We start from the raw sequence: 21,673 nt of genomic DNA, 5'->3' as shown, positions 1-21,673 counted from the left end.
CAAATTCGATACCCTGACAAGTTGATGCTTGCTCTCCCAAACCCTTAAAAATTGGAACCGTTACTGAAGCAGCTTCGGATTCCGGGAGGGATATTGAGAATGTGTGGCAATTACCAAATCTGCGAGGAGCGTGCAAGAACATGAAGATGAAGATACAAACGGGGAAAACGCAATAGAAATTGCGCATACAAAAAGCAGACAGTGAAGGGTAGGAAATAATGACAGCAGGCAAAAGAGTCTTAATAAAAGCTAGTGACGAAAAATCCTATTTAGCTCTTTTGCAGCTTGACTGCCTAACACACCGCAGTAGAGATACATTTTCTTTGGGCCACATCTAATGAATCCTCATGCACTACATTCAACCACATTCAAATCGATGCTTTTAGGATTGTGGCAGAATAAAAATCTAATTGGACAACTCACACGTCGCGAGGTCGTAGGTCGCTACAAAGGATCTATGATAGGTCTGGCTTGGTCCTTTTTGAACCCTTTGTTCATGCTGGTAGTATACACCTTCGTTTTTTCTGTCATATTCAAAGCACGCTGGGGGACGGGGGTCGATGAGTCAAAAACACAATTTGCAGTAATTTTGTTCATAGGCCTCATTGCACACGGACTATTTGCTGAGGTTCTCAATCGTGCGTCAACGACCATAATCAGCAATACAAACTATGTCAAAAAAGTAGTTTTCCCGTTAGAGGTATTAGTAGCGATTAATATGGGGTCCGCCCTGTTCCACTTAGCAGCGAGCGTAATCGTATTGCTGGTGGCACTGGTAATTTTCAACGGTGGCTTACACTGGACCACCATATTTCTACCGCTGGTACTGATGCCTCTCATTATATTATGCATGGGGTTATCATGGATCATCGCATCTCTTGGGGTATTCGTACGCGATATGGGCCAAGCTATCAACATCTTGACAACAGTGATGCTTTTCCTATCCCCAGTTTTTTTCCCAATTACCGCTCTTCCGGAACAGCTCAGACCCGTCATCATGTTCAATCCGCTTACTTTCATTATTGAACAAGCGAGAGCCGTGACCATATGGGGGCTGCTTCCGAACTGGCAAGGTCTTCTAATTTATACCGTAGTTGCTCTCTTGGTAGCCTGGGCAGGTTATGCCTGGTTCCAGAAAACAAGAAAGGGTTTTGCAGATGTCCTCTAACGAATATGCAATTCAAGTCAGCAATATTAGTAAGTGCTACCACATTTACACAACTCCTCGTGATCGCTTGAAGCAGTTCGTAATTCCGAGACTGAATAGTGGACTTGGCCGAGCAAGCAGGAACTATTATTCTGAGTTCTGGGCCTTAAAGTCCATGGGATTCAAGATTAATAAAGGGGAAACGGTCGGGATTCTCGGAAAAAACGGGTCTGGAAAATCAACTCTTCTGCAAATTATATGCGGAACGTTAACTCCGACAGACGGAGAGGTCAGTGTTAATGGTAGAGTTGCCGCACTCCTTGAGCTAGGCTCAGGTTTCAATATGGAGTTCACCGGGAAAGAAAATGTTTATATGAACGCGGCTGTTCTAGGTCTAACCAAGAGCGAGATCGATGCAAGATATAACGCAATCATTGAGTTTGCTGATATCGGGCATTTCGTTGAACAACCGGTAAAAACGTACTCCAGCGGAATGATAGTTCGTCTTGCCTTTGCTGTAGCGATCAATGTAACACCCGATATTTTAATTGTTGATGAAGCCTTGGCGGTTGGTGATGCGGCCTTTCAGCAAAAATGTTTTAAGCGTATTGCCGAGATGCAGGAAGCTGGTTGCTCGATACTGCTCGTAACCCATGATCTTTCGTCGGTTGTGCAATTCTGCAATCGTGCGATGATCATTTCTCACGGTGAACTTGTCGAAGCAGGTGACGCAAAGTACATTGTCGGACAATTCAAAAAGCTTATGTCGGTGAAACCGCTTGCCGATAACTCGACTGGGTCTAACGATATTTCAGTACTCAAGGTCACTGACAACCTGTTACATACTCATTACGAAATAAATCCAAATCACTCCCATTATGGCGAGGAAAAAATCACCATTGTTGACTGGGGAATCATCGACCAACATGGCGTACCTATCGCCGCCATCGATAACGAAGAGACAGTTGAAGTCACAATTACCCTTTTATTCAAGACCCTTTGTGAAAAGCCTATTATTGGATATTTTTTAACTGATCTGAAGGGACGAGAAATCGCGGGAACTAATACGCTGTTTGAGAAAGCCGAACTTAAAACCTGTAAACCCGGGGAAACTTTGACCGTTCGTTTCAAACAAAAACTCGCACTCGCAGCAGGGACCTACGCATTAAACCTAGGTTGCAGTGAGTATCGGAATGATGACCTCATTGCTCATCATAGACTCTATGATATCACCTTAATAAATATTACCAGCAAGAAGCAATTTGTTGGCTTTTGCCATTTAGATACAGTCATCACCAGTGAAGTTTTGTCCAACGGGGAAATTCAATGAAAAAACTAATCGCACACTTTGGTGCTTTTGACCATGACAGCTATGGTGACTTGCTTTTTCCCCATATTGCCCAGCACTATTTAGGCGATGAATTCGAAATAGTTAATGTGGCCCCCACCAGCCGCCATACACCGTGGCCTGATCAGCCACCTATCATAAGCGTAGAAGAGGCTCTGAATCGAAATGATTGGCAGGGAGTGATCGTAGGCGGTGGAGATATTGTCCAAGCGGAAGATTGGACCCCCGAAAAATGGCAATCCGATCCGAAACTATATATTGCGGCGCTTCCCAGTTTGTGGATTGGCGGGTCATTATTGGCTGCTCGCTTGAATATCCCTTTAGTTTGGTGCGCCCCCGGGGTTCCGAAACCAATAAATCCAGATTTCATTGAGAGTGCAACCCTTGCTCTTAAAGCAGTAGACTACCTCTGTGTTCGTGATGAATACAGCAAAAGCAATATTTCAGCAATTACTGAAAAGGAGATATTTGTAGTTCCAGATACCGCTATTGCTTTGAGTAGCGTCTGGCCAATTCCTTCTACCTCCATAGAAAGAGAAAAGACTTACTTTGCGCTCTGCTTTTCGACAGCAGACCTAAACAACAAACATCTAGAGATATCTAAAGCTTTTCAGGGTATTGAAACCCACAACCAACATGAATACAAAGCTTTGCCGCTGATGCTTTGGCAGCAAGCAGAGTACGAATACTTAGATCCAATAAAAGAACTTATCGACGGCAAAATAAAAATATTATCACGCGAACTTTCACTGCAGCAGTGCGCGCACCTTATTGCCTCATCTTCCGGATATATTGGCAACTCACTACATGGACTTATCACCGCTATTGCGTACCAAGTCCCAGCAGTGTTAGTAGTGCCGTCGAACGCACCTTCCGCACATAAATATACTGGCTTCATTGAAAGTATCGGCTTAGTCCCGGCCGATTACATTACAGACTCCTGGTTACAGGCGGAGACACTATTAAAGCATCAATCCAACACTAGCGCCCAGTATTCGACACAAGACCTGATAACAAAACACTGGGAAAATATTGCTTCAATTTTACGCGCCCCTCAAACAGACAAGAGCAGTTTCTGGCTAGAGGCTGAAAAAATAGCAGCCGATCAGGCTTCAGCCTTCTTGAAGTATGGGATTCTTCCGACCTCCGCCGAAAATCGTCACATCAAAGATATAGCCAAATTGGCAAAAGAAATAACCGAACTGACAGCGCAGCATCAAAGCGCTCAGCGATTGAATATAGAACTAACAACTACACTCCAGAATGTTCAACAAGCGAACAGTGAATTATCTGATTTAAATATTCATTACGAAAAAGTGATCCACAAGCAAGTAATCGATACTCAAGCACAAATCACCCACATGAAAAATTCTACGTCATGGAGGCTCACGAGACCGCTTCGTTTATTGGGAACCGTAGCAAAAGGTGATTGGCAAAAAATCTATAGCTTATTAAGATCGTCTCAAATCAGTCGACTACCGTTTATAAAGATCCTTGCCAATCCAGTGCGCAAATCGCTAATGCGCCGCATCCAATTACCGATACTCCCAGATCTGATGCTTCCCGAAGTAACAGCCAATATTGATTCAACTATAAAGACTCTGACATTTAAACCAGCAGCCAATCCAATAGTATCCATCATCATCCCCAGTTATGGTCGACTTGACTATACTCTAACCTGTCTGGCATCTATTGCAAGATACACCCCAAACGTTTCATTCGAGGTCATAGTAATCGAAGATGCTTCTGGTGACCCAGAAATAGAGAAGCTAGAAAACATCCCCGGTCTCAGATACATTCATAACGACAAAAACCTTGGCTTCCTTCGCTCTTGCAACAAGGCGGCAGCGTTAGCTCATGGGAAATATATTTATTTCTTGAACAACGACACTGAAGTAACCAATGGTTGGTTGGATGCTTTAGTTTCTACATTTGACCAGTGGCCAGGCTGCGGTTTAGCCGGCTCAAAACTCGTGTACCCAGACGGTCGCCTACAAGAAGCAGGAGGCATCGTATGGAAAGATTCAAGCGCTTGGAATTTCGGAAAGTTCGATAGCCCAACTCGAAGTGTATACAACTATTGCAGAGAAGTTGATTATATTTCTGGGGCCTCAATTCTTATTCAAAAAGATTTGTTTCTAAGGCTCGGCAGCTTTGACGAGCATTATCTGCCCGCGTATTGCGAGGACACCGATCTGGCATTCAAGGTAAGGGCCTCAGGCCTGAAAGTAATATACCAACCGCGCTCGAGCGTTATCCACTATGAAGGTATTTCACATGGCACTGACACCAGCAGTGGCATTAAACTCTATCAGGTAGAAAACCAGAAGAAGTTCGCAGTACGATGGAAGAATGAACTTGAAAACTTTCATTATGAAAACGGGTTCCGCCCACTCGTTGCCTGTGAGCGCGCACAAACAAAAGGCCGGGTATTATTAATAGATCATTATGTACCACAACCGGATCGAGATGCAGGATCACGAGCTATATCTCAGCTTATGACGCTAATCCTCTCTAACAATCAAGTTCTCAAGTTATGGCCTGACAATCTTTGGTATGACCCCGAATATACGCAACACCTCCAAGACAAGGGCGTAGAAGTTTTTTATGGCATAGAGTACTTTGAAAAGTTCGAAGAGTGGTTTTCTGAAAACGGCGACACATTTGACACCATTATTTTGAGCCGCCCTCATATTTCCGTAAAGTATATCAACGCAATAAGGAACCACTCAAAGGCCAAAGTATTATTCTACGGTCATGATATACATCACCTACGATTGATCGAACAAGCCAAGATGAACAGTGAGCCTGGTATTCAGGAGCAGATTGAGTTGTTCCGTAAATATGAACATCAAATGTGGAAAAGCGCAGATGCGGTATACTACCCTTCCGCCTTTGAAACCAACTATGCAAACGAATGGTTATCGGCGCAGGCTCTTCATGAAACTGCCGAGACACTTCCGCTGAACGCTTACGACACACTTCCTGCTAACCCTGGTGAAAACCTAAGCCGTCGAAAAAATATTCTTTTTGTAGCAGGCTTTGCGCATGCACCCAATGTCGACGGGGCACTCTGGTTCGCCAAAGAAGTACTTCCCCTCGTTACTAAAATGCATCCCGACATTCATGTGTACATGGTCGGTTCAAATCCAAAAGAAGAAATCCAAGCACTTGGCTCCTCAAAAATCACCGTTACGGGTTATGTAAGTGATGAGGTTCTCGAGAATTTTTACACAGACTCCCGCGTCGCCGTCGCACCATTGAGATTCGGTGGTGGAATGAAAGGAAAAGTTCTTGAATCCATGAAGTTTGGAGTTCCTTGCGTAACAACACCTACGGGTGTCCAAGGTCTTGATGAAACATTAGTTTTCATGCCTGTGTCTGAAAGCAGCGAAGAGTTTGCCCACCTAATAAATGTTATGCTAAGTAATGATGAAGAATGGGAAAAAGTCTCCAAGGCCGGGCAGAATTTCATTCGGCAAAACTTTACGACAGAATCAGTTTGGAATGTAATCGGTCGTCAGTTTTTAAATTCCCCGAAGGGCACCGTTTAACAATTCAGCGACGAGCGGCTCAAACGCCGCTCGGTATCGTTAAGAGCGAATAAATTTACATCTAAGGACGTGTAAGCCCATGCTAATCCCAATGATCCTCAGCGGTGGTAGCGGTACCCGCCTATGGCCGATGTCTCGTAAGAATTTACCCAAACAGTTCTTAGCTTTAACTGACAAGGATAAAACTCTGTTTCAGCAAACGATTGCTCGAGCATCTGATATCCCAAATTCTGCTGCTCCAATTATTGTGTGCAGCGAAGACCATCGCTTCATTGCCGCCGAGCAATTGCAATGCGAGCTGGGAGGGCCTGCCACTGCAATACTACTTGAGCCAGTTGCCAGGAACACTGCCCCGGCAATCGTTGTGGCTGCACTATATGCTCAAAATCTAGATAGCGAGGCTGTGCTTTTAGTACTACCCGCAGATCACTTGATAGCCGATAACTCAACGTTTATAAAATCAATACAGCAAGCAGAGCAGTTAGTCAAAAAAGGCTATCTAGTTACATTTGGGATAAAACCAGAATCCCCCCAAACTGGCTTTGGCTATATTCGCCGAGGTAAAACAATCAATGAATTTGCATATTGCGTAAAGGAATTCGCCGAAAAACCAAACGTAGTGACTGCAAAAAAATATGTCGAGAGCGGTGTATATGACTGGAATTCCGGCATTTTCATGTTTAAGGCATCTACACTTCTCGAAGAAATCTCAGTATTCAATCCCGAAATACTAGAGCATGCAGAGCGTTCGCTGAATAATGCAGTATCTGATATAGACTTCATTAGATTGGAGCACGAGAGCTTTTCCGCGTGCACCGATATATCTATAGATTATGCAGTTATGGAAAAGACTTCTAAAGCAGCAGTTATTCCAATGAGTTGTGGTTGGAATGACATTGGGTCTTGGTCAGCACTGTGGGATATTTCCGAAAAGGACCAAAACGCGAATCATGTCCAAGGTGACGTGATTATGCAATCAACCAACAATAGTCTAATAATGGCACACGATAGTCATTTGATAGCTACCGTTGGTATTGATAATTTGATAATTGTCTCAACACCAGATGCTACCTTGATAGCCGCTCGAGATGAAGTACAGGAAATCAAGAAAATCGTTGACCTCTTGAACTCATCAAAACGTAAAGAACATCTCTACCATCGAAAGGTCTATCGCCCATGGGGTAGCTACGACTCCCTAGACATGGGCGAGCGTTTCCAAGTAAAGCGAATCGTAGTAAAGCCAGGAGCGTCATTAAGCTCACAGATGCATTATCATCGCGCAGAGCACTGGATTGTAGTCTCAGGTACCGCAGAAGTTATACGAGACGGCGAAAAAATCTTGTTAGCAGAAAATCAGAGTACTTACTTACCGTTAGGATGCGTTCATCGCCTAATTAACCCAGGGAAAGTCAATCTCGAGCTTATAGAAGTACAATCTGGAAGCTATCTAGGAGAGGACGATATTGTTCGGTTTGATGACGTATACGGTAGAAAATAAAAATCCGATGAAACACAAAGCTAATTATATAACTGCCTCACATCTGGACTTTTCATTCAATGACTAAATCGAGTTTAAAAAACCCCTATCGACCGGATATTGATGGTTTAAGGACGATTGCTGTACTAGCGGTCGTCCTTTATCATGCTGGCTTCAGTGCTTTTAAAGGAGGATTCGTCGGCGTTGATGTTTTTTTTGTCATTAGTGGCTTTTTAATCACTCGAATCCTTACACAAGAAATCGAGAAAACTGGAAGAATAAACTTTGGAAATTTCTATCTGCGCAGAGCAAGGAGATTATTACCCGCATTATTTTTTACATTATTAATTACCACATTCATTGCTATTTATGCGCTATCTTCACAGGCCCTGCAGAGATTTGGAGCATCACTACTTCATTCCGTCCTTTCAATATCTAACATTTTCTTTTTTTCAGAGTCCGGCTACTTCGACACCGACTCACATCTAAAACCCCTGTTACACACATGGTCGCTTGCGGTAGAGGAACAGTTCTACATCATCTGGCCATTAATTCTGCTGCCATTGGTTGCTCGTAATGCACCTGCAAAAGTAATGATTCTCCTGCTGGGTTCCATTAGTTTGATTTCAGCACAAATACTAATAACAACAAACATTAGCTCCGTATTCTTCTTAATGCCTTTCCGGATCTTTGAGTTCTCTATTGGAGCATCATTGGTATGGCTAAAGCCTCCGAGCGTACACTCGATAAAAACCAATAACTCGCTTTTATTGGCAGGGCTCGGGCTAATTGCTTATTCCATATTCTTTTTTGATGAGAAAACCGTTTTCCCAGGACTCAGCGCTCTTATCCCCTGCATCGGAACTTTTTTATGTATCTATGCAAATAACCCCTCATCCTGTGGAAAATTAATCAACAACAAACTATTTGTATCCATCGGCTTAATTAGTTATTCACTTTACCTTAGTCATTGGCCGATTATCGTATTTTACAAAATTTTCTCCTCAAACTTACAGCTTCTGATTCACGACAAGATACTAATAACAGCACTTTCCATTGCGACTGCTTATGCAATGTATTTTTTAATTGAGAAGCCATTTAGACAGTCTAAAACCTCAAACTCGAAATTCTTAGCAGGTTGTCTAATTTTCTGTCTTTTGCTTTGCTATGTTGGCGCATCGATTTGGGCCCAAAATGGATGGACATGGCGTCCATGGGTAAAGACCGCTATTCTCAGTAATGAGCAGGTCAAGCAAGGAATGGACAAACGTTTCCAAACGCGTCGAATGGTATGTGAGCGAAAAGGTTGGAGCGAATGTGATCTCCCCGAATCCGCTAAAACTAATGTTCTTATTATTGGGGATAGTCATGCTGTTGATGCGCTAACCGCTTTCGAAAGACTATATCCTTACGAAAGCTTTTCAGTCTCTGAACAGGGTGGATGCCCTCCCTATAATGATATTGAACGCATCACGCTTCCAACACACCCAGACCGTGAAAAATGTAAGCTGCTAAACCTAAAACGTTATGATGTAAACTATTTAAAGCAATACGACTATATTGTTATAAACGTACTTTATGGTTGGTATACGCCAGAACACTTGAAATCATACTTAGAGTTTCTTCACGCTAACGAAGTCAATAAAGTTATTGTGCTTGGCGGATACCTAGTACTTAAAAAAGATTTATCGGAGTTAGTAAATCAGTTCGGACAGACCCCTCAAGAGATTACAAAGTGGCTGGACGAAAATACGGCCATAGAAAAGCGCATCAAAACTTATACAGAAGACAATGGCTTTCTATTTATTAGCAAACGTGAAACTTTTTGTGGCACTGGTGAATGCGCCATTTTCGACAAAATGGGGATACCATTCACCTACGACCAACATCATTTGACCTACGAATTCTCTTCCAGGCTGGCCGTCGAGAACCAAGCTAAAATTGAAGCTTATTTAACTCATAATAAATAATCTTGAAACGACAGTATCTCACAAGAGATACTGTCGCCAAAACAGATCGAGAACTCTCTCCGCACGCACGCTATCTAATACGCCCCTAATTAACAACAAAAACAACCCAGTAAAGCAAGTATCAAATATGCATTATCACCTTCCCCTTAAAACTTCAATTACTCGCTACTGTTGATCAATTGTTAGATCTCACCTATAACGATAAGCGAACGATTCGCTCGAACGGTCGCGGTAGGGATGGCAGTTACCTGCCCCCCCGCACAGATCCGTACGTGCGGAACTACTGCATACGGCTCCTGCCTCAGGTACGAGACGCGAAGCGTTCTTCTGGGTAGGGATGAGCGGTTCTGGGTCGTGGTATATAAAGGTCGGCAAGGCGTCCATATCGCGACCACTGAAGCCTGTTCCTCTGGCTACGACGTTTGAGGGCTTGCCGCCATAAGCGACAAACCGCAACTCGAAAACCATCAAGACGTAACAGGTTTGTAAGCGCTCCATGAACCCCACATTTTAAAGGTGGGGATCTACGGCTATCTTGAAATTTGCGGCGTGCAGTTCCACGGCAGCAAAGGCCTCGAAGTCTTCTACGTTCGAGGCTTGTGGCAGGCGCTCAAGTGCGTGGCGCAGCCACGCATAGAGCTCTTGGCTCTTGGCTCTTGGCCGTTGGCTTTAGCCGTCTCGGCCAAACTGTAAAGTCGAGCGCTGGCCATCGTGCCTTTGGGCGTGTCGCTGAACAGCAAATTATTGCGCTCGATAATGAATGGCCTGATCGGACGCTCTGCCGCATTGTTGTCAATCGGCAAATAACTGGCATCGGTGTAGCACTTAATCGTACATTTAATATCGAGTGCCTCATAGAGCACCCGAAAAAATTCACATCACTATTTTATTAGTTTTAATCCAAAAAAAGAGCTTTAAAAAATATACATTTAACTATAAATACGCTTTTCTGCGCCAGATTTTTCTAGCACAGAAAAGCGGATACATTATTACAAGCCTGACAATTATATATCTATTTTTTATATACGAGACACTGAGCGGTCATTGCTAATGACAGTGCTCCATCTGGTGACTTATCTCCCCAATTAGATACAGTAAGCTTAACCGGATACCAACTACCAATCTGCTCTCTTCCTGTGTTTATTTTCATCAAAATGTAATTCGGAGCACCTGGTTCCGCTTGGAAGTCGACAGCGGCTGGACGCCCATTAGCCTGATACATAGCTTCCGTCGAAATCATTGCTTTGTTCATGCAACTGCCTTGCGTATATACAAAATTTTGCAATACCACTGTATGTATCAGCAGTATCAGCAAAGCTGCACTCCCGAAAATTCTGCCTATATAATACTTATCTGCCTTGTTAAATATAATCACACCAAGCCCCACACTTAAAACAAGTGAAGAGCCGTACATATAATGTGCTCCCTTTATCGGAATCAAAAGAACTGGAGCGAGAAACAAAAGATACATTAGAACATAAACAATTGAAGCTTTAATCCCAACTTTTACCCCCACAAAATAAACAACCAGAAAGTGTATAAAAACTCCCGCCCACATACCTAGGGAAGATATGAACACCCAGTTATTAGCCTCAGTCAAACTATAAATAAACGGATAGGCCATATAAATGAACAACCCATCTGGCACATTAGTAACAGATGCCTTGTAATCAGCAACGGAAGGCGCGCCGAATGAGGCTATTATAGATGGAAGCCTATAAACCATAAAGAGTAGTATTGGTATTGACCAAGCCATACCGGCATACCAAAATCTTTTAGATTTAATACTAGACAGGTCAGCGGCTACAATTAACAACAAAAGCCCAGGCAATATCATAGCTGTTTCTTTTGATAAAATGGACATTGCCGACCAGAGACATATCCAAACCAATGATAAAGCCGATGCATTTTGTCTAATAAATTTCTCTGCACATAGTAGCGTGATAAGTCCAAACAGAATATAACAGCGATCCATTAGCGCAGCAGACCAGCCGGTAGCCAGCACAGCCAAAGGATTCAGTACAAATATTATCGCAATAGTTAGCGATAGTGACTTGGTTTTTGAAAATCTATTAGCAACTACGTAAAGAAGACACCCAACTACTGCATGGGTCATAACCGAAAAAAGATGGACAAGTACCGGATACTTGTCCATAAATAAAGCCAATACCCCTTGCACGAAGAAAGCAAAAGGTCGTACTGGCGAGCCAAACGCAGCAGTCTGCTGAAGCTTCACATACGTGGATATGTAATGATCAAACCCATACCGTAATACATGATCATACTTTTGCAGCTCATCATGACTGAAGTACCCTGGATTTGCCGACAGCAAAATCAGCCCCGACAACGAAACTCCGACTATTATTAGAAAGTTTTTAATATCCTGCATGAGATCGTACGAAAGCTTATCATGAAAAAGCTTAAACATATTCAGTCTTCCCTACTCTTGCGACATTACGCTTAAAGTATTCCTTTAGATTAATTGTCGGCTTTTCAACAAAACGCCAAGAAAGCACGGCAAAGAAAAATGCCAACAAACAACTTAGGATAGTATTTTGAAAATTATTAGCCGCAGGAATAAAAGACATCACAAGTTGTTGGGAGAGCCAACCATACAAGTAGACGCCATACGAGTAATCTCCAAATCGATTAAACCATTTAGCTCCAGGGGCAAATGCGACATACAGCACAAGATATGGTAACAACAAGTTATAAATTAGCCCAAAAGAGAGTGTACCATGAGTAGCGGCAGCTAAGAAAAATAGCACCAACAAGATCCATGGATTCAAACTAATTAGATCTCTATTAATCCAAGCAAAACTCCCCATCATAAACATCAAAGCAACATGCCTATGATTTTCATACTCGAATAGAAATGACCAGAACTCTTTACTGAGAAAACCAACAATCAACACACAAAAAAACAGCACATTAAAAACCGAGCGCCTACTCAATACACCAACAACAGCTAAAACAAAAATAATAACATACAATCGTACTTCGACAGCTAGTGACCATAAAGAACCATTTACGGCTTTATCATGTAATGCCTCAAACACTCCAGGCAAAAAATATTCAGTATTATAGGTAGAGGCATTAATCCAGAGATATGACCATGTTTGCTTCGTAGTCAGATAATTATCAGCGGTTGTAAGAGTCAGCCCCACAACAAAAACTGTAAAAACCACACAAACAATAAGAGCAGGATAAATTCGTAACGCTCTCGATACTATATAATATTTTAGCCCCTGACTTCCCAAAGCGCTAGCGGTAATCAGAAATCCGCTAATAACAAAGAAGACATCAACCGCAACACCTCCAATAAATTTAAACCCAACTAACTGTACAAATATGTCAGCCGGACCTTGTCCGGTAATGGCTGTAGCATGCCCATAGATGACAGACAATGCTGCCAAAAGCCGTATAAGATTAAAGTTATTACTTGACGTCTTAAATGTCTCACCAAGCGAATTAGTGATCATTTCGCTCAACCTCGCCCTGCTGAACAACCCTGGAGGGTATATTTTCTGAAATTAGGTAAAGAGGACGCTTTTTCGTCTCGCCGAATATTCTCCCTAAGTATTCGCCCAACACACCGATGAAAAATAATTGAACTCCGCCAATGAACAGAATCGTAACCATTAAAGTTGGATAACCTCTGACGACATCACCCCACAGAATCGTTTTTGCAACAATAAACAGCCCAAAAAACAAGGAGATCAGTGAAACCAAAAAACCCAAATACGTCGCCATTTTCAACGGAGCAATCGTGAATGACGTGATACCCTCCAGAGCAAAATTCCACAACTTCCAATAGTTAAACTTAGTTTCTCCAGCAACTCGCGGATCTCTCCGGTATTCTACTGCAACAGACGGAAAACCAACCCATGCAAACAACCCCTTCATAAACCGATGATGCTCACGAAGCTCACAAAGCGCATCTACAACCCTTCGTGTCATCAGCCTACAATCACCAGTATCTTGAGGGATCGAAATCCGAGAAACTTTCAACATCAATCGATAGAATAGTGACGCAGTGCTCTTCTTTAGCCACGTCTCCCCATCACGATGTGTTCGCTTGGCATATACAACGTCAAATCCTTCTTCCCACCTTGTAACAAAATCGATTAACAATGAGGGTTGATCTTGTAGGTCAACATCAAATATAGCAACTGCATCGCCCTTGACTATGTCGAGCCCAGCAGTCATCGCCGCTTCCTTACCAAAGTTCCTGGAAAGCGTAACCGAACTAACTCTAGGATCCTCCTGAACCAACTGATTCATTATGAGCTGAGTATTATCGGTACTGCCATCATTAACAAAAACCATTTCACAGAGATAATTACTAAGCTGATCAAATACCTGAGTCATCTCTTTATGAAATAGCCGGATCACAGCCTCTTCATTGTATGCCGGAACGATAACGGATATTAATTTTTTCATATTATTTTAATTTAAAAACCCATAGCTTTGAGATGATAAAATTCGAAACCAGCGACAACACAGTCGCTAGCACCTGTGCGAGCCAGTTATTCCAACCTAGAAAGTCTGCTAACAACGCCATGCAGCCGGTATTTATTGACCATCCTATCGCAACCATTATATAAAATCGCGCTACAGCCTTAACATGTGACTGTTCACTTGAGAAGGTAAAATAATAATTAATTGCGTAATTAAGCACTGATCCAAATAAATACCCAACACCAGATGCCACCGCTGCTACGGAGTGAAAAGCATGTATTCCAATCCCCAATATGAAATATTGGAGTGCTGTCGCCATCCCTCCTGCAACCAAAAAACGAAATGCTACTGTCTGCATTTTTTCAACTCGCCATCCTTCATACTATACTGGTAATCGATTTTATCGGTCGCGCCCTCACTAACCAACTCAAACTTTATTTTCAAGCCCTCCAGCATCAAACCTGTACGCCAGCCAACAAAGTGGTAAATAGGCTACGAGTAGTCCAAGCAATCCACTCCCTTGCCAAACACCCACCCACAAGGCGATTGGAAACAACCAAAGGATATTAACTCCAATGATTAGTAAGGTAACTTTCTTATGACTGGAGAATATTCTTGATGCGAACTGATATCCATGGCTACGGTGAGCTTCATATATTTTGTCTCCACGCATAAGCCTTCGAATCAATGTCCAAGTTGCATCGACTATAAAAACGCCCATTAGAATGAGCCAACTCCATAAAAACTGAGAGGAGGTCCAGGCTGCCTGGATCGAGAGCATCGCAAGAATTATACCTAAAAACCCACTCCCAGCATCGCCCATAAAAATACGAGCGGTAGGAAAATTCCAACATAAAAATCCCGCTACGGCCGCGGCCAGGATTATAGCCGGCCAGATAAGCGCAATTGTGTCGGCAAACCAATATACAATACATGCACCCAAGCATACGAAGATAGCCTCGGCACCAGCCAAACCGTCAATACCATCCATAAAATTATATAGATTCAACAGCCACACAACATAAATTATTGCCAGTAGATGACCAATCCAAGACAACTCAAGCTTAACGCCGAACATCAATATCGGCGGCAAGCCTTTCAAAAAAAACAAGCCCCAACTTGCTGCAATAAAATGACCAAGTAAACGCCACCTAGCGGGGATGTGTCCGTGATCATCAGCAAATCCGATCACAGAAACCAACAGCCCAGTCCCCAAAAATACAATCATTACGTCTCTATCAAGCAGTCCATAAATATAAAGGAATGGAACAGCCATGAGAAACACTGCGACTATTGCGACTCCTCCCCCACGCGGCGTCGGGATCGAGTGAGAGCTTCGCTCGTTGGGTATGTCCATCAATCTCTTGGTCAAGGCATAACGACGTAACACAAGCGTCAATACCCAAGAGACGGCGAATACCGCCAACACCAGCCACCAAACAGTCATTTCGTTTGCTTTTCCAGATAATGGCCAGCGGTTTGACGCATGGCTTTGTCCATTTTGACGGGTGGCGTCCACCCCAATAATTCGCGATTTTTATTGATATCGACTTGCAGCGAGCCACATATGCGTTGAGCAGCGGCTTGTTTGCCCAGTGTCGAGGCTGCCAGTTTCAACAGCCCCTCAGGTAAAGGCAAGAGTCGGGCAGGTTTGCCTAGTGCCTTGGATAGACGATGCAGCAGTTGAGTGGTGGATAGGTCTTCGCCGTCACTGACCAGAAAGGTCTGATTGGCTGCGGCGGGATGATCAATACAAGTAACTATGAAGCTCACCAGGTTTCCGATTGCTACCAGGCTACGCTGATTCCGAATCGAGCCAAGCGGCAAAGGAACCCCCTTATTGAGCCAGCTCAGCATGCTTAGAAAATTAGCTTTCACGCCAGGACCGTAGACCAATGGCGGACGGATGATCACCACTTCCATGCCGGTATCGTGGCCCATTCGCTTCAGAGCCTCTTCGGCTTCGTACTTGGACACACCGTAAGGATCTTGCGGATCCGGATGATCATCGGCTTTGAAGGGTTGACCCGGGAGAGTGCTTTCGCCGTTGACCTTGATCGAGCTGATGAAGATAAAACGCTTTACTCCCGATTCCGCAGCGCACTGAGCCAGCTTGAGCGTCCCCTCCACATTGACCTTACGAAACTCGGCCAATGCATCCACTGCGGTTTCATTCATGACATGCACTCGGGCAGCGGCATGAACGACTACCTGGACATCGTCGAGTGCAGGCAAGATCTTGGCATGGGTGAGATCGAAGGGCACCACTGGGCACAATCCGTGCAACCGCGTGGCACCGCGTGCCGCCGCTATCGGGCTGAACTTCTTGTCCACCAACAGCCTGAAAACCAACGCCTCTCCAACGAAACCGCTAGCCCCCGTCACTAATACCTTCGGGGTGGTCATTTAGCCTTCTTCCCTATCAACGCGGTCGCCCAGCAAATACAAAAGAAAAACACTTTATCCCGCACTCGCCGTCGGCAACGCCAAGCACTGAAGGAAAGTTTCATAAGTTGTCTGCGGCGCAGTTTCAGCCATGTCTGCACGAAAGGATCGCCCCCCTGCCCCACCAAGCGTGCAATCAACTGAACCTGATTGAACCACCAACCGTCATGAATTGTTTTGTAGCGGGCTATCAATGGGCTCAAGCCCTTATTCGCGCCCACCTGGTTACGCTCATGCTGGCGATAATCCATGGACGGTTCAGGGTCGATACACCAGCGGTAGCCATGGCTACGAGCGAAGGCGTAGCAATACCAGTCATGCAAGCTGACATCTTGCAGCTGCTGCCAGTTGTCGAGCATCGAAGCTTTTAGCGAGTTCATGAGCTTTTTGCTCATCACGTAGGTACAGCCGGGACCCGCCGCTTCGAACAGAAAATCCCAAGCGACCTGAGGCTGCGCCTTGTCCAATACATGAGTGCTACCGTCTGGCCAGAAGGCCGTGACATTGCTGGAATAGGCTTCTAAGCGACGAGCCTGAATGGCTTGGGTTGCACGCTGGAGTTTATTCGAATGCCACACATCATCCTGGTCGGCAAAGGCGACAAAGTCGTAGCCTTCAAGGTCGACATCGCGAATGAGGCGGAAAAAGTTTCGTGAGGCACCGCCAAAGCTACCGGCATCCGGCAGAACGATCACTTGGTGATGCTCAGCCGCATAAGCCGCACACCAAGCCTCGGTACCATCAGTGGAAGGATCGATACTGATATAAACGGTTAAGTCGACAGCTGACTGGTCGAGGATCGAGGCCAACTGCTCCTCGATCCACTGCATGCCATTGTAGGCAGCCAGCAAAACCGCAACCTTGGGATGTTTTACTGGCATGCCATTCCTGTCTGGACCGGTTAAACGCTACTGTTCGAAAGGGCTGAGCCTTCGAATCAGTGGGAAGGCGAGTCCAGCAGCTTCTGCAGGTACTGGCCATAGCCAGTCTTCTTCAGAGCATCAGCCTGAGTACCCAACTGCTCGGCTGTGATCCAGCCATTGTGGTAAGCGATCTCTTCCAGGCACGCCACTTTCAGGCCTTGGCGCTGCTCGATGGTATGCACGAAGTGACTGGCTTCCAGCAGCGAATCATGGGTACCGGTGTCCAGCCAGGCGAAGCCACGGCCTAGCATTTCGACGTTGAGGGTCTTCTGCTCGAGGTAGGCACGGTTAATATCAGTAATTTCCAGCTCGCCACGTGCGGATGGCTTGATGCTCTTGGCGATATCGACGACCTGGTTATCGTAGAAGTACAGGCCAGTCACCGCGTAGGCAGATTTAGGCTTCAGCGGTTTCTCTTCGATGCTCAAGGCACGGCCGGCAGCGTCGAACTCGACGACACCAAAACGCTCCGGGTCCGATACGTGGTAACCAAATACAGTCGCGCCGTGCTCTTGAGTGCTGGCGGAACGCAAGTTTTCGGAGAAGTGCTGGCCGTAGAAGATGTTGTCGCCCAGGATCAGGCAGCAAGGGTCTTTGCCGATGAACTCTTCGCCGATGATGAAGGCTTGTGCCAGGCCGTCCGGGCTAGGTTGCTCGGCGTAGGTCAGCTTGATGCCGTACAGGCTGCCGTCACCCAGCAATTTCTGGAACGATGGCAGGTCTTCTGGGGTGGAGATAATCAGGATTTCGCGCATACCCGCGAGCATCAGCACCGACAACGGATAGAAGATCATCGGCTTGTCGTAGATCGGCAGCATCTGCTTGGACACGCCGAGGGTCAACGGGTGCAGACGCGTGCCCGAGCCGCCAGCGAGAATGATGCCTTTACGATTTGTCGTGGTCATTTATTCAGGACTTCCATCAGCATTCGGGTGACGCCACTTTGCCAATCCGGCAAGTGCAGAGAAAAATTGTCGCGCAGCTTCTGAGTGTTCAACCGTGAGTTCAGAGGGCGGCGCGCCGGTGTTGGGTAGGCGGTTGTGTCGATCGGATTGATCGCCGTGACGGCAAGCTCTTCACCGTTGGCCTTGGCAAACCCGATCACATGGCTGGCATAGCCGTGCCAGGACACCTCACCACTGGCCGCCAGATGATACAGGCCCGCCAGTTCAGGGCGTAGCTGGACCTGCTGAATGGCCAGTGCCGTTACGTCCGCGATCAAATCTGCGCCGGTCGGGGCACCGATCTGGTCAGCGATGACGCTCAGGGTGTCGCGATCCTTGGCCAGACGCAGCATGGTCTTGGCGAAGTTATTGCCGCGAGCGCCATAGACCCAGCTGGTGCGGAAGATCAGGTGCTTGCAGCCCGAGGCAATGATCGCTTGCTCGCCGGCCAGCTTGCTGGCGCCGTAGTGATTTACCGGGGCGACGGCATCCGTCTCTTGCCATGGCGTCAGGCCTTCGCCGCTGAACACGTAGTCGGTCGAGTAGTGAATCAGCCAGGCATCCAGGGATGCAGCCTCTTCAGCCATGACCTGGCTGGCTTGGCCGTTCACACGGTCGGCCAGTTCGGTCTCGGATTCAGCCTTATCGACGGCAGTGTAGGCCGCAGCGTTGACGATGACATCCGGCTTGACCTGACGAATCGTCGCGCGCAATGCATCGAGATCAGACAGGTCGCCGCTCAAGCCATCGACCGGGTGACGATCAAGGGCGATCAACTCGCCAAGCGGCGCAAGGGAGCGTTGCAGCTCCCAGCCGACCTGGCCGTTTTTTCCCAACAGGAGGATTTTCATGCTTTGTCCGAACGTTCCGTGTAGTTCTGGTCGATCCATTGCTGGTAGCTGCCGCTCTTCACGTGAGCTACCCATTCAGTGTTGTTCAGGTACCACTCGACGGTCTTGCGGATACCGGTTTCAAAGGTTTCTTCCGGCGTCCAGCCCAGCTCGCGCTGGATTTTGCTGGCGTCGATGGCATAGCGCTGGTCGTGGCCCGGGCGATCCTGAACGTAGGTGATCAGGCTGGCATGGGGACGATGCGTGGAATCTGGACGCAGTTCGTCGAGCAGTGCGCACAGGGTATGCACCACTTCGATGTTTTGCTTTTCGTTATGGCCGCCGATGTTGTAGGTCTCGCCGATCACGCCTTCGGTCACGACTTTGTACAGTGCGCGGGCGTGGTCTTCGACGTAGAGCCAGTCACGGACCTGGTTGCCTTTGCCGTAGACCGGCAGAGGCTTGCCTTCCAGTGCGTTGAGAATGATCAGCGGGATCAATTTCTCTGGGAAATGGCAAGGGCCGTAGTTGTTCGAGCAGTTGGTCACCAGCGTCGGCAGGCCGTAAGTACGAGCCCAGGCGCGAACCAGGTGATCGGAACTGGCCTTGCTGGCCGAATATGGCGAGCTTGGCTGATACGGTGTGGTTTCGGTGAAGAGGTCTTCCGGACCTTCGAGGTCTCCGTAGACTTCGTCGGTGGAGATATGGTGGAAGCGGAAATTGGTTTTACGCGCCCCATCCAGTGCCGCCCAATAGTGGCGTGCAGCTTCCAGCAAGGTGTAGGTGCCGATAATGTTGGTCTGGATGAATTCAGACGGACCGGAGATCGAGCGGTCAACGTGGGACTCTGCGGCCAGGTGCATGATGGCATCTGGTTGGTGCTCACGCAGGACACGGTCCACTTCATTACGGTCGCAGATGTCGACGCGTTCGAACACGTAACGCGAGTTCTGGCTGACTTCGGCCAGCGACTCAAGGTTACCGGCATAAGTCAGTTTATCGACGTTAACGACAGAGTCGGCAGTGTTGGAGATGATATGACGAATGACTGCCGAGCCGATGAACCCGGCGCCGCCGGTAACTAGAATTTTCACGCGAAACCATACCCTTAAGTTGCTGACAGGGCCGCCAACCGCGCACTGTCTAATCCATGAATGCAAAAGCCATCAAGTCAGCCGTGGCTTCTGACAGAGTCAGTCTGAACCGATTCGGGAACGCCTTATCGACCAAGCGCAGCATTTTACAGCTTAATGAAGGTTTTACTAATGGATATGGACAAGCCATGACGCAAATTCGACGCGTGTAACGGGTTTGTCGCGATCAGACAAAGCGCTTGCGTGAAGCCCTGGACGTACGCCCCAGAAACCAGCCGAGAATCGGCCCGATCACCATGCCAATCAGCAACGCAATCACCATGACCAGCGATACTGGCAACTGCGGGCCCGCCCAGCCCAGGAACAGCAGTGACACGCTTTGCTGGTTCTCAAGTACGAACGCCAGGATCGCGAGAACGAGCAACAGGACAAATATAGCGAGAAGTACGCGCTTGAGGTTACGCATCAGCGGTTCCTTGAAGTGCAGCAGCTGTCAAAGCCCCTCCTCCTCTTCCTCGTTCACGCGATCGCGCAGTTCTTTGCCTGGCTTGAAATGCGGAACGAACTTGCCGTCGAGGCTGACGGACTGACCGGTTTTCGGATTGCGGCCTACGCGCGGTGCGCGATAGTGCAAGGAGAAGCTGCCAAACCCACGGATCTCGATTCGATCACCGGTGGCCAGACATTGGGACATTTGCTCAAGCATGGTCTTGATGGCCAGCTCCACATCCTTGGATGAGAGCAGCCCTTGATGGGTGACAATTCGTTCGATCAACTCCGACTTCGTCATATTTTTCCCTTCTTTTTCAAGCAGCTAGGAAAAGCGCTTCAAAGGTTTTAGCATGCCCGGAGAAATTTGAACAGCCTGAGTTTTGACATATCTTTCCTCGTAATGAGGCACCCGATTTCAGAACATCGGAACATTGCTCCAACCCGGCATTCATCTACAGATAACCAGCATGGTGCGCGTCAGATAACCCGCGGGATTGAAGCCGAAAGGGAATACATCCTCTTCCTTGGCATCATCGGACCTGACGACGACTTTATAACCTGCGCCTTTGCATTCCTTTGCAGCTCGCTTGTGGCACTTTTCCCATCCGGAGCCCAACCCGGAACAATCGATCTCTATGCCACTGACTCCGCGTACCGCATGAGTTTTGGCGCTTGTGGTACAGCCCGCTAATGTCAGTACTGCTATCACGACAATGAGCTTGTTCATTCGCTTCCTTATGCCGGGTGCAATGCCCAGCGGTCGTTCACTTCAGACTAAGCCTAGCCTCGAATAGATGATTGACCTGTATGAAGTTACAGACAACTTATATAGATCATTGGTTTCACGAAAGAAAAGCGGTGGTGTCAGCCCTCCTTGGGATTCACCAAATCGCAGTGTCTAGTCCTGAAATAGGTTTACACCTGTTTCACCCTAACGCCCGATGCACCGCATCGGGCGTTTTGTATTTCAAAGACAGGTGCGGACGCT

General features: G+C 46.5%; 18 protein-coding genes and 1 pseudogene. 5 read left to right on the top strand and 14 right to left on the bottom strand.

The window, feature by feature from the left end; translation table 11 throughout:
* The first annotated feature begins 337 nt into the window (after positions 1-337).
* The 5 genes from ACZ9IM_RS24875 (at position 338) to ACZ9IM_RS24855 (ending at position 9,496) form a co-directional block, all read left to right on the top strand.
* A complete protein-coding gene (locus ACZ9IM_RS24875; RefSeq protein ID WP_476225216.1) occupies positions 338-1,168 on the top strand; it encodes an ABC transporter permease in 831 nt (276 codons plus the stop codon).
* On the top strand, positions 1,158-2,477 hold the full coding sequence (locus ACZ9IM_RS24870; RefSeq protein WP_476225215.1) for an ABC transporter ATP-binding protein: 1,320 nt from the start codon (positions 1,158-1,160) through the stop codon (positions 2,475-2,477). The genes ACZ9IM_RS24875 and ACZ9IM_RS24870 overlap by 11 nt, the downstream gene beginning before the upstream one ends.
* The gene (locus tag ACZ9IM_RS24865) at positions 2,474-6,049 is read left to right on the top strand and encodes a polysaccharide pyruvyl transferase family protein (protein WP_476225214.1); all 3,576 of its coding nucleotides are present in this window, start codon (positions 2,474-2,476) and stop codon (positions 6,047-6,049) included. Before ACZ9IM_RS24870 ends, ACZ9IM_RS24865 begins: the two co-directional genes overlap by 4 nt.
* A 79-nt stretch (positions 6,050-6,128) precedes the next feature.
* On the top strand, positions 6,129-7,547 hold the full coding sequence (locus ACZ9IM_RS24860) for a mannose-1-phosphate guanylyltransferase/mannose-6-phosphate isomerase (protein WP_476225213.1): 1,419 nt from the start codon (positions 6,129-6,131) through the stop codon (positions 7,545-7,547).
* 59 nt (positions 7,548-7,606) lie between these two features.
* The gene (locus ACZ9IM_RS24855; RefSeq protein WP_476225212.1) at positions 7,607-9,496 is read left to right on the top strand and encodes an acyltransferase family protein; all 1,890 of its coding nucleotides are present in this window, start codon (positions 7,607-7,609) and stop codon (positions 9,494-9,496) included.
* Between the two features lie 530 nt (positions 9,497-10,026).
* On the opposite strand, the pseudogene ACZ9IM_RS24850 reads toward ACZ9IM_RS24855, so the two are convergent.
* From ACZ9IM_RS24850 to ACZ9IM_RS24785, 14 genes and pseudogenes are all read right to left on the bottom strand, one after another.
* A pseudogene (locus tag ACZ9IM_RS24850) lies at positions 10,027-10,317 on the bottom strand (transposase domain-containing protein); the annotation flags it as partial.
* A gap of 191 nt (positions 10,318-10,508) precedes the next feature.
* A complete protein-coding gene (locus tag ACZ9IM_RS24845) occupies positions 10,509-11,924 on the bottom strand; it encodes a hypothetical protein (protein ID WP_476225211.1) in 1,416 nt (471 codons plus the stop codon).
* A complete protein-coding gene (locus ACZ9IM_RS24840) occupies positions 11,917-12,978 on the bottom strand; it encodes an acyltransferase family protein (RefSeq protein ID WP_476225210.1) in 1,062 nt (353 codons plus the stop codon). The genes ACZ9IM_RS24845 and ACZ9IM_RS24840 overlap by 8 nt, the downstream gene beginning before the upstream one ends.
* Positions 12,968-13,939, bottom strand: a complete 972-nt coding sequence (locus ACZ9IM_RS24835) for a glycosyltransferase family 2 protein (RefSeq protein WP_476225209.1) — start codon at positions 13,937-13,939, stop codon at positions 12,968-12,970. Before ACZ9IM_RS24835 ends, ACZ9IM_RS24840 begins: the two co-directional genes overlap by 11 nt.
* A gap of 1 nt (position 13,940) precedes the next feature.
* Entirely contained in the window at positions 13,941-14,315 is a 375-nt protein-coding gene (locus ACZ9IM_RS24830) for a GtrA family protein (protein WP_476225208.1), read from the bottom strand.
* Between the two features lie 69 nt (positions 14,316-14,384).
* Entirely contained in the window at positions 14,385-15,404 is a 1,020-nt protein-coding gene (locus ACZ9IM_RS24825) for an MraY family glycosyltransferase (RefSeq protein WP_476225291.1), read from the bottom strand.
* Positions 15,401-16,363, bottom strand: coding sequence for a UDP-glucose 4-epimerase family protein (locus ACZ9IM_RS24820; RefSeq protein WP_476225207.1), 963 nt, complete (start codon positions 16,361-16,363; stop codon positions 15,401-15,403). Before ACZ9IM_RS24820 ends, ACZ9IM_RS24825 begins: the two co-directional genes overlap by 4 nt.
* Positions 16,360-17,283 carry a glycosyltransferase gene (locus tag ACZ9IM_RS24815; RefSeq protein WP_476225206.1) on the bottom strand — a complete coding sequence of 308 codons (924 nt, stop codon included), beginning with the start codon at positions 17,281-17,283 and terminating at the stop codon, positions 16,360-16,362. The genes ACZ9IM_RS24820 and ACZ9IM_RS24815 overlap by 4 nt, the downstream gene beginning before the upstream one ends.
* 56 nt (positions 17,284-17,339) lie before the next feature.
* Positions 17,340-18,230 (bottom strand): glucose-1-phosphate thymidylyltransferase RfbA, encoded by an 891-nt coding sequence (gene rfbA, locus ACZ9IM_RS24810; RefSeq protein ID WP_476225205.1) that lies wholly within the window; start codon positions 18,228-18,230, stop codon positions 17,340-17,342.
* Complete coding sequence (rfbD, locus tag ACZ9IM_RS24805) at positions 18,227-19,120, bottom strand: dTDP-4-dehydrorhamnose reductase (RefSeq protein WP_476225204.1); 894 nt, start codon at positions 19,118-19,120, stop codon at positions 18,227-18,229. Before rfbD ends, rfbA begins: the two co-directional genes overlap by 4 nt.
* Positions 19,117-20,193 carry a dTDP-glucose 4,6-dehydratase gene (gene rfbB, locus ACZ9IM_RS24800; RefSeq protein ID WP_476225203.1) on the bottom strand — a complete coding sequence of 359 codons (1,077 nt, stop codon included), beginning with the start codon at positions 20,191-20,193 and terminating at the stop codon, positions 19,117-19,119. The genes rfbD and rfbB overlap by 4 nt, the downstream gene beginning before the upstream one ends.
* A gap of 226 nt (positions 20,194-20,419) precedes the next feature.
* A complete protein-coding gene (locus ACZ9IM_RS24795) occupies positions 20,420-20,659 on the bottom strand; it encodes a LapA family protein (RefSeq protein WP_476225202.1) in 240 nt (79 codons plus the stop codon).
* 27 nt (positions 20,660-20,686) lie between these two features.
* Entirely contained in the window at positions 20,687-20,983 is a 297-nt protein-coding gene (gene ihfB / locus ACZ9IM_RS24790; RefSeq protein ID WP_007899751.1) for an integration host factor subunit beta, read from the bottom strand.
* 150 nt (positions 20,984-21,133) lie between these two features.
* Positions 21,134-21,412, bottom strand: a complete 279-nt coding sequence (locus tag ACZ9IM_RS24785; protein ID WP_008071618.1) for a hypothetical protein — start codon at positions 21,410-21,412, stop codon at positions 21,134-21,136.
* Positions 21,413-21,673 lie beyond the last annotated feature (261 nt).

The organism is Pseudomonas sp. TE12508 (assembly GCF_056279485.1).
This window is presented reverse-complemented; position numbering and strand designations above follow the sequence as displayed.

Excerpts from the sequence above, each read along its gene's own strand:
- ACZ9IM_RS24875 (WP_476225216.1), top strand. The coding sequence starts at position 338 with ATGAATCCTCATGCACTACATTCAACCACATTCAAATCGATGCTTTTA.
- ACZ9IM_RS24870 (WP_476225215.1), top strand. The coding sequence starts at position 1,158 with ATGTCCTCTAACGAATATGCAATTCAAGTCAGCAATATTAGTAAGTGC.
- ACZ9IM_RS24865 (WP_476225214.1), top strand. The coding sequence starts at position 2,474 with ATGAAAAAACTAATCGCACACTTTGGTGCTTTTGACCATGACAGCTAT.
- ACZ9IM_RS24860 (WP_476225213.1), top strand. The coding sequence starts at position 6,129 with ATGCTAATCCCAATGATCCTCAGCGGTGGTAGCGGTACCCGCCTATGG.
- ACZ9IM_RS24855 (WP_476225212.1), top strand. The coding sequence starts at position 7,607 with ATGACTAAATCGAGTTTAAAAAACCCCTATCGACCGGATATTGATGGT.
- ACZ9IM_RS24845 (WP_476225211.1), bottom strand. The coding sequence starts at position 11,924 with ATGTTTAAGCTTTTTCATGATAAGCTTTCGTACGATCTCATGCAGGAT.
- ACZ9IM_RS24840 (WP_476225210.1), bottom strand. The coding sequence starts at position 12,978 with ATGATCACTAATTCGCTTGGTGAGACATTTAAGACGTCAAGTAATAAC.
- ACZ9IM_RS24835 (WP_476225209.1), bottom strand. The coding sequence starts at position 13,939 with ATGAAAAAATTAATATCCGTTATCGTTCCGGCATACAATGAAGAGGCT.
- ACZ9IM_RS24830 (WP_476225208.1), bottom strand. The coding sequence starts at position 14,315 with ATGCAGACAGTAGCATTTCGTTTTTTGGTTGCAGGAGGGATGGCGACA.
- ACZ9IM_RS24825 (WP_476225291.1), bottom strand. The coding sequence starts at position 15,404 with ATGACTGTTTGGTGGCTGGTGTTGGCGGTATTCGCCGTCTCTTGGGTA.
- ACZ9IM_RS24820 (WP_476225207.1), bottom strand. The coding sequence starts at position 16,363 with ATGACCACCCCGAAGGTATTAGTGACGGGGGCTAGCGGTTTCGTTGGA.
- ACZ9IM_RS24815 (WP_476225206.1), bottom strand. The coding sequence starts at position 17,283 with ATGCCAGTAAAACATCCCAAGGTTGCGGTTTTGCTGGCTGCCTACAAT.
- rfbA (WP_476225205.1), bottom strand. The coding sequence starts at position 18,230 with ATGACCACGACAAATCGTAAAGGCATCATTCTCGCTGGCGGCTCGGGC.
- rfbD (WP_476225204.1), bottom strand. The coding sequence starts at position 19,120 with ATGAAAATCCTCCTGTTGGGAAAAAACGGCCAGGTCGGCTGGGAGCTG.
- ACZ9IM_RS24795 (WP_476225202.1), bottom strand. The coding sequence starts at position 20,659 with ATGCGTAACCTCAAGCGCGTACTTCTCGCTATATTTGTCCTGTTGCTC.
- ihfB (WP_007899751.1), bottom strand. The coding sequence starts at position 20,983 with ATGACGAAGTCGGAGTTGATCGAACGAATTGTCACCCATCAAGGGCTG.
- ACZ9IM_RS24785 (WP_008071618.1), bottom strand. The coding sequence starts at position 21,412 with ATGAACAAGCTCATTGTCGTGATAGCAGTACTGACATTAGCGGGCTGT.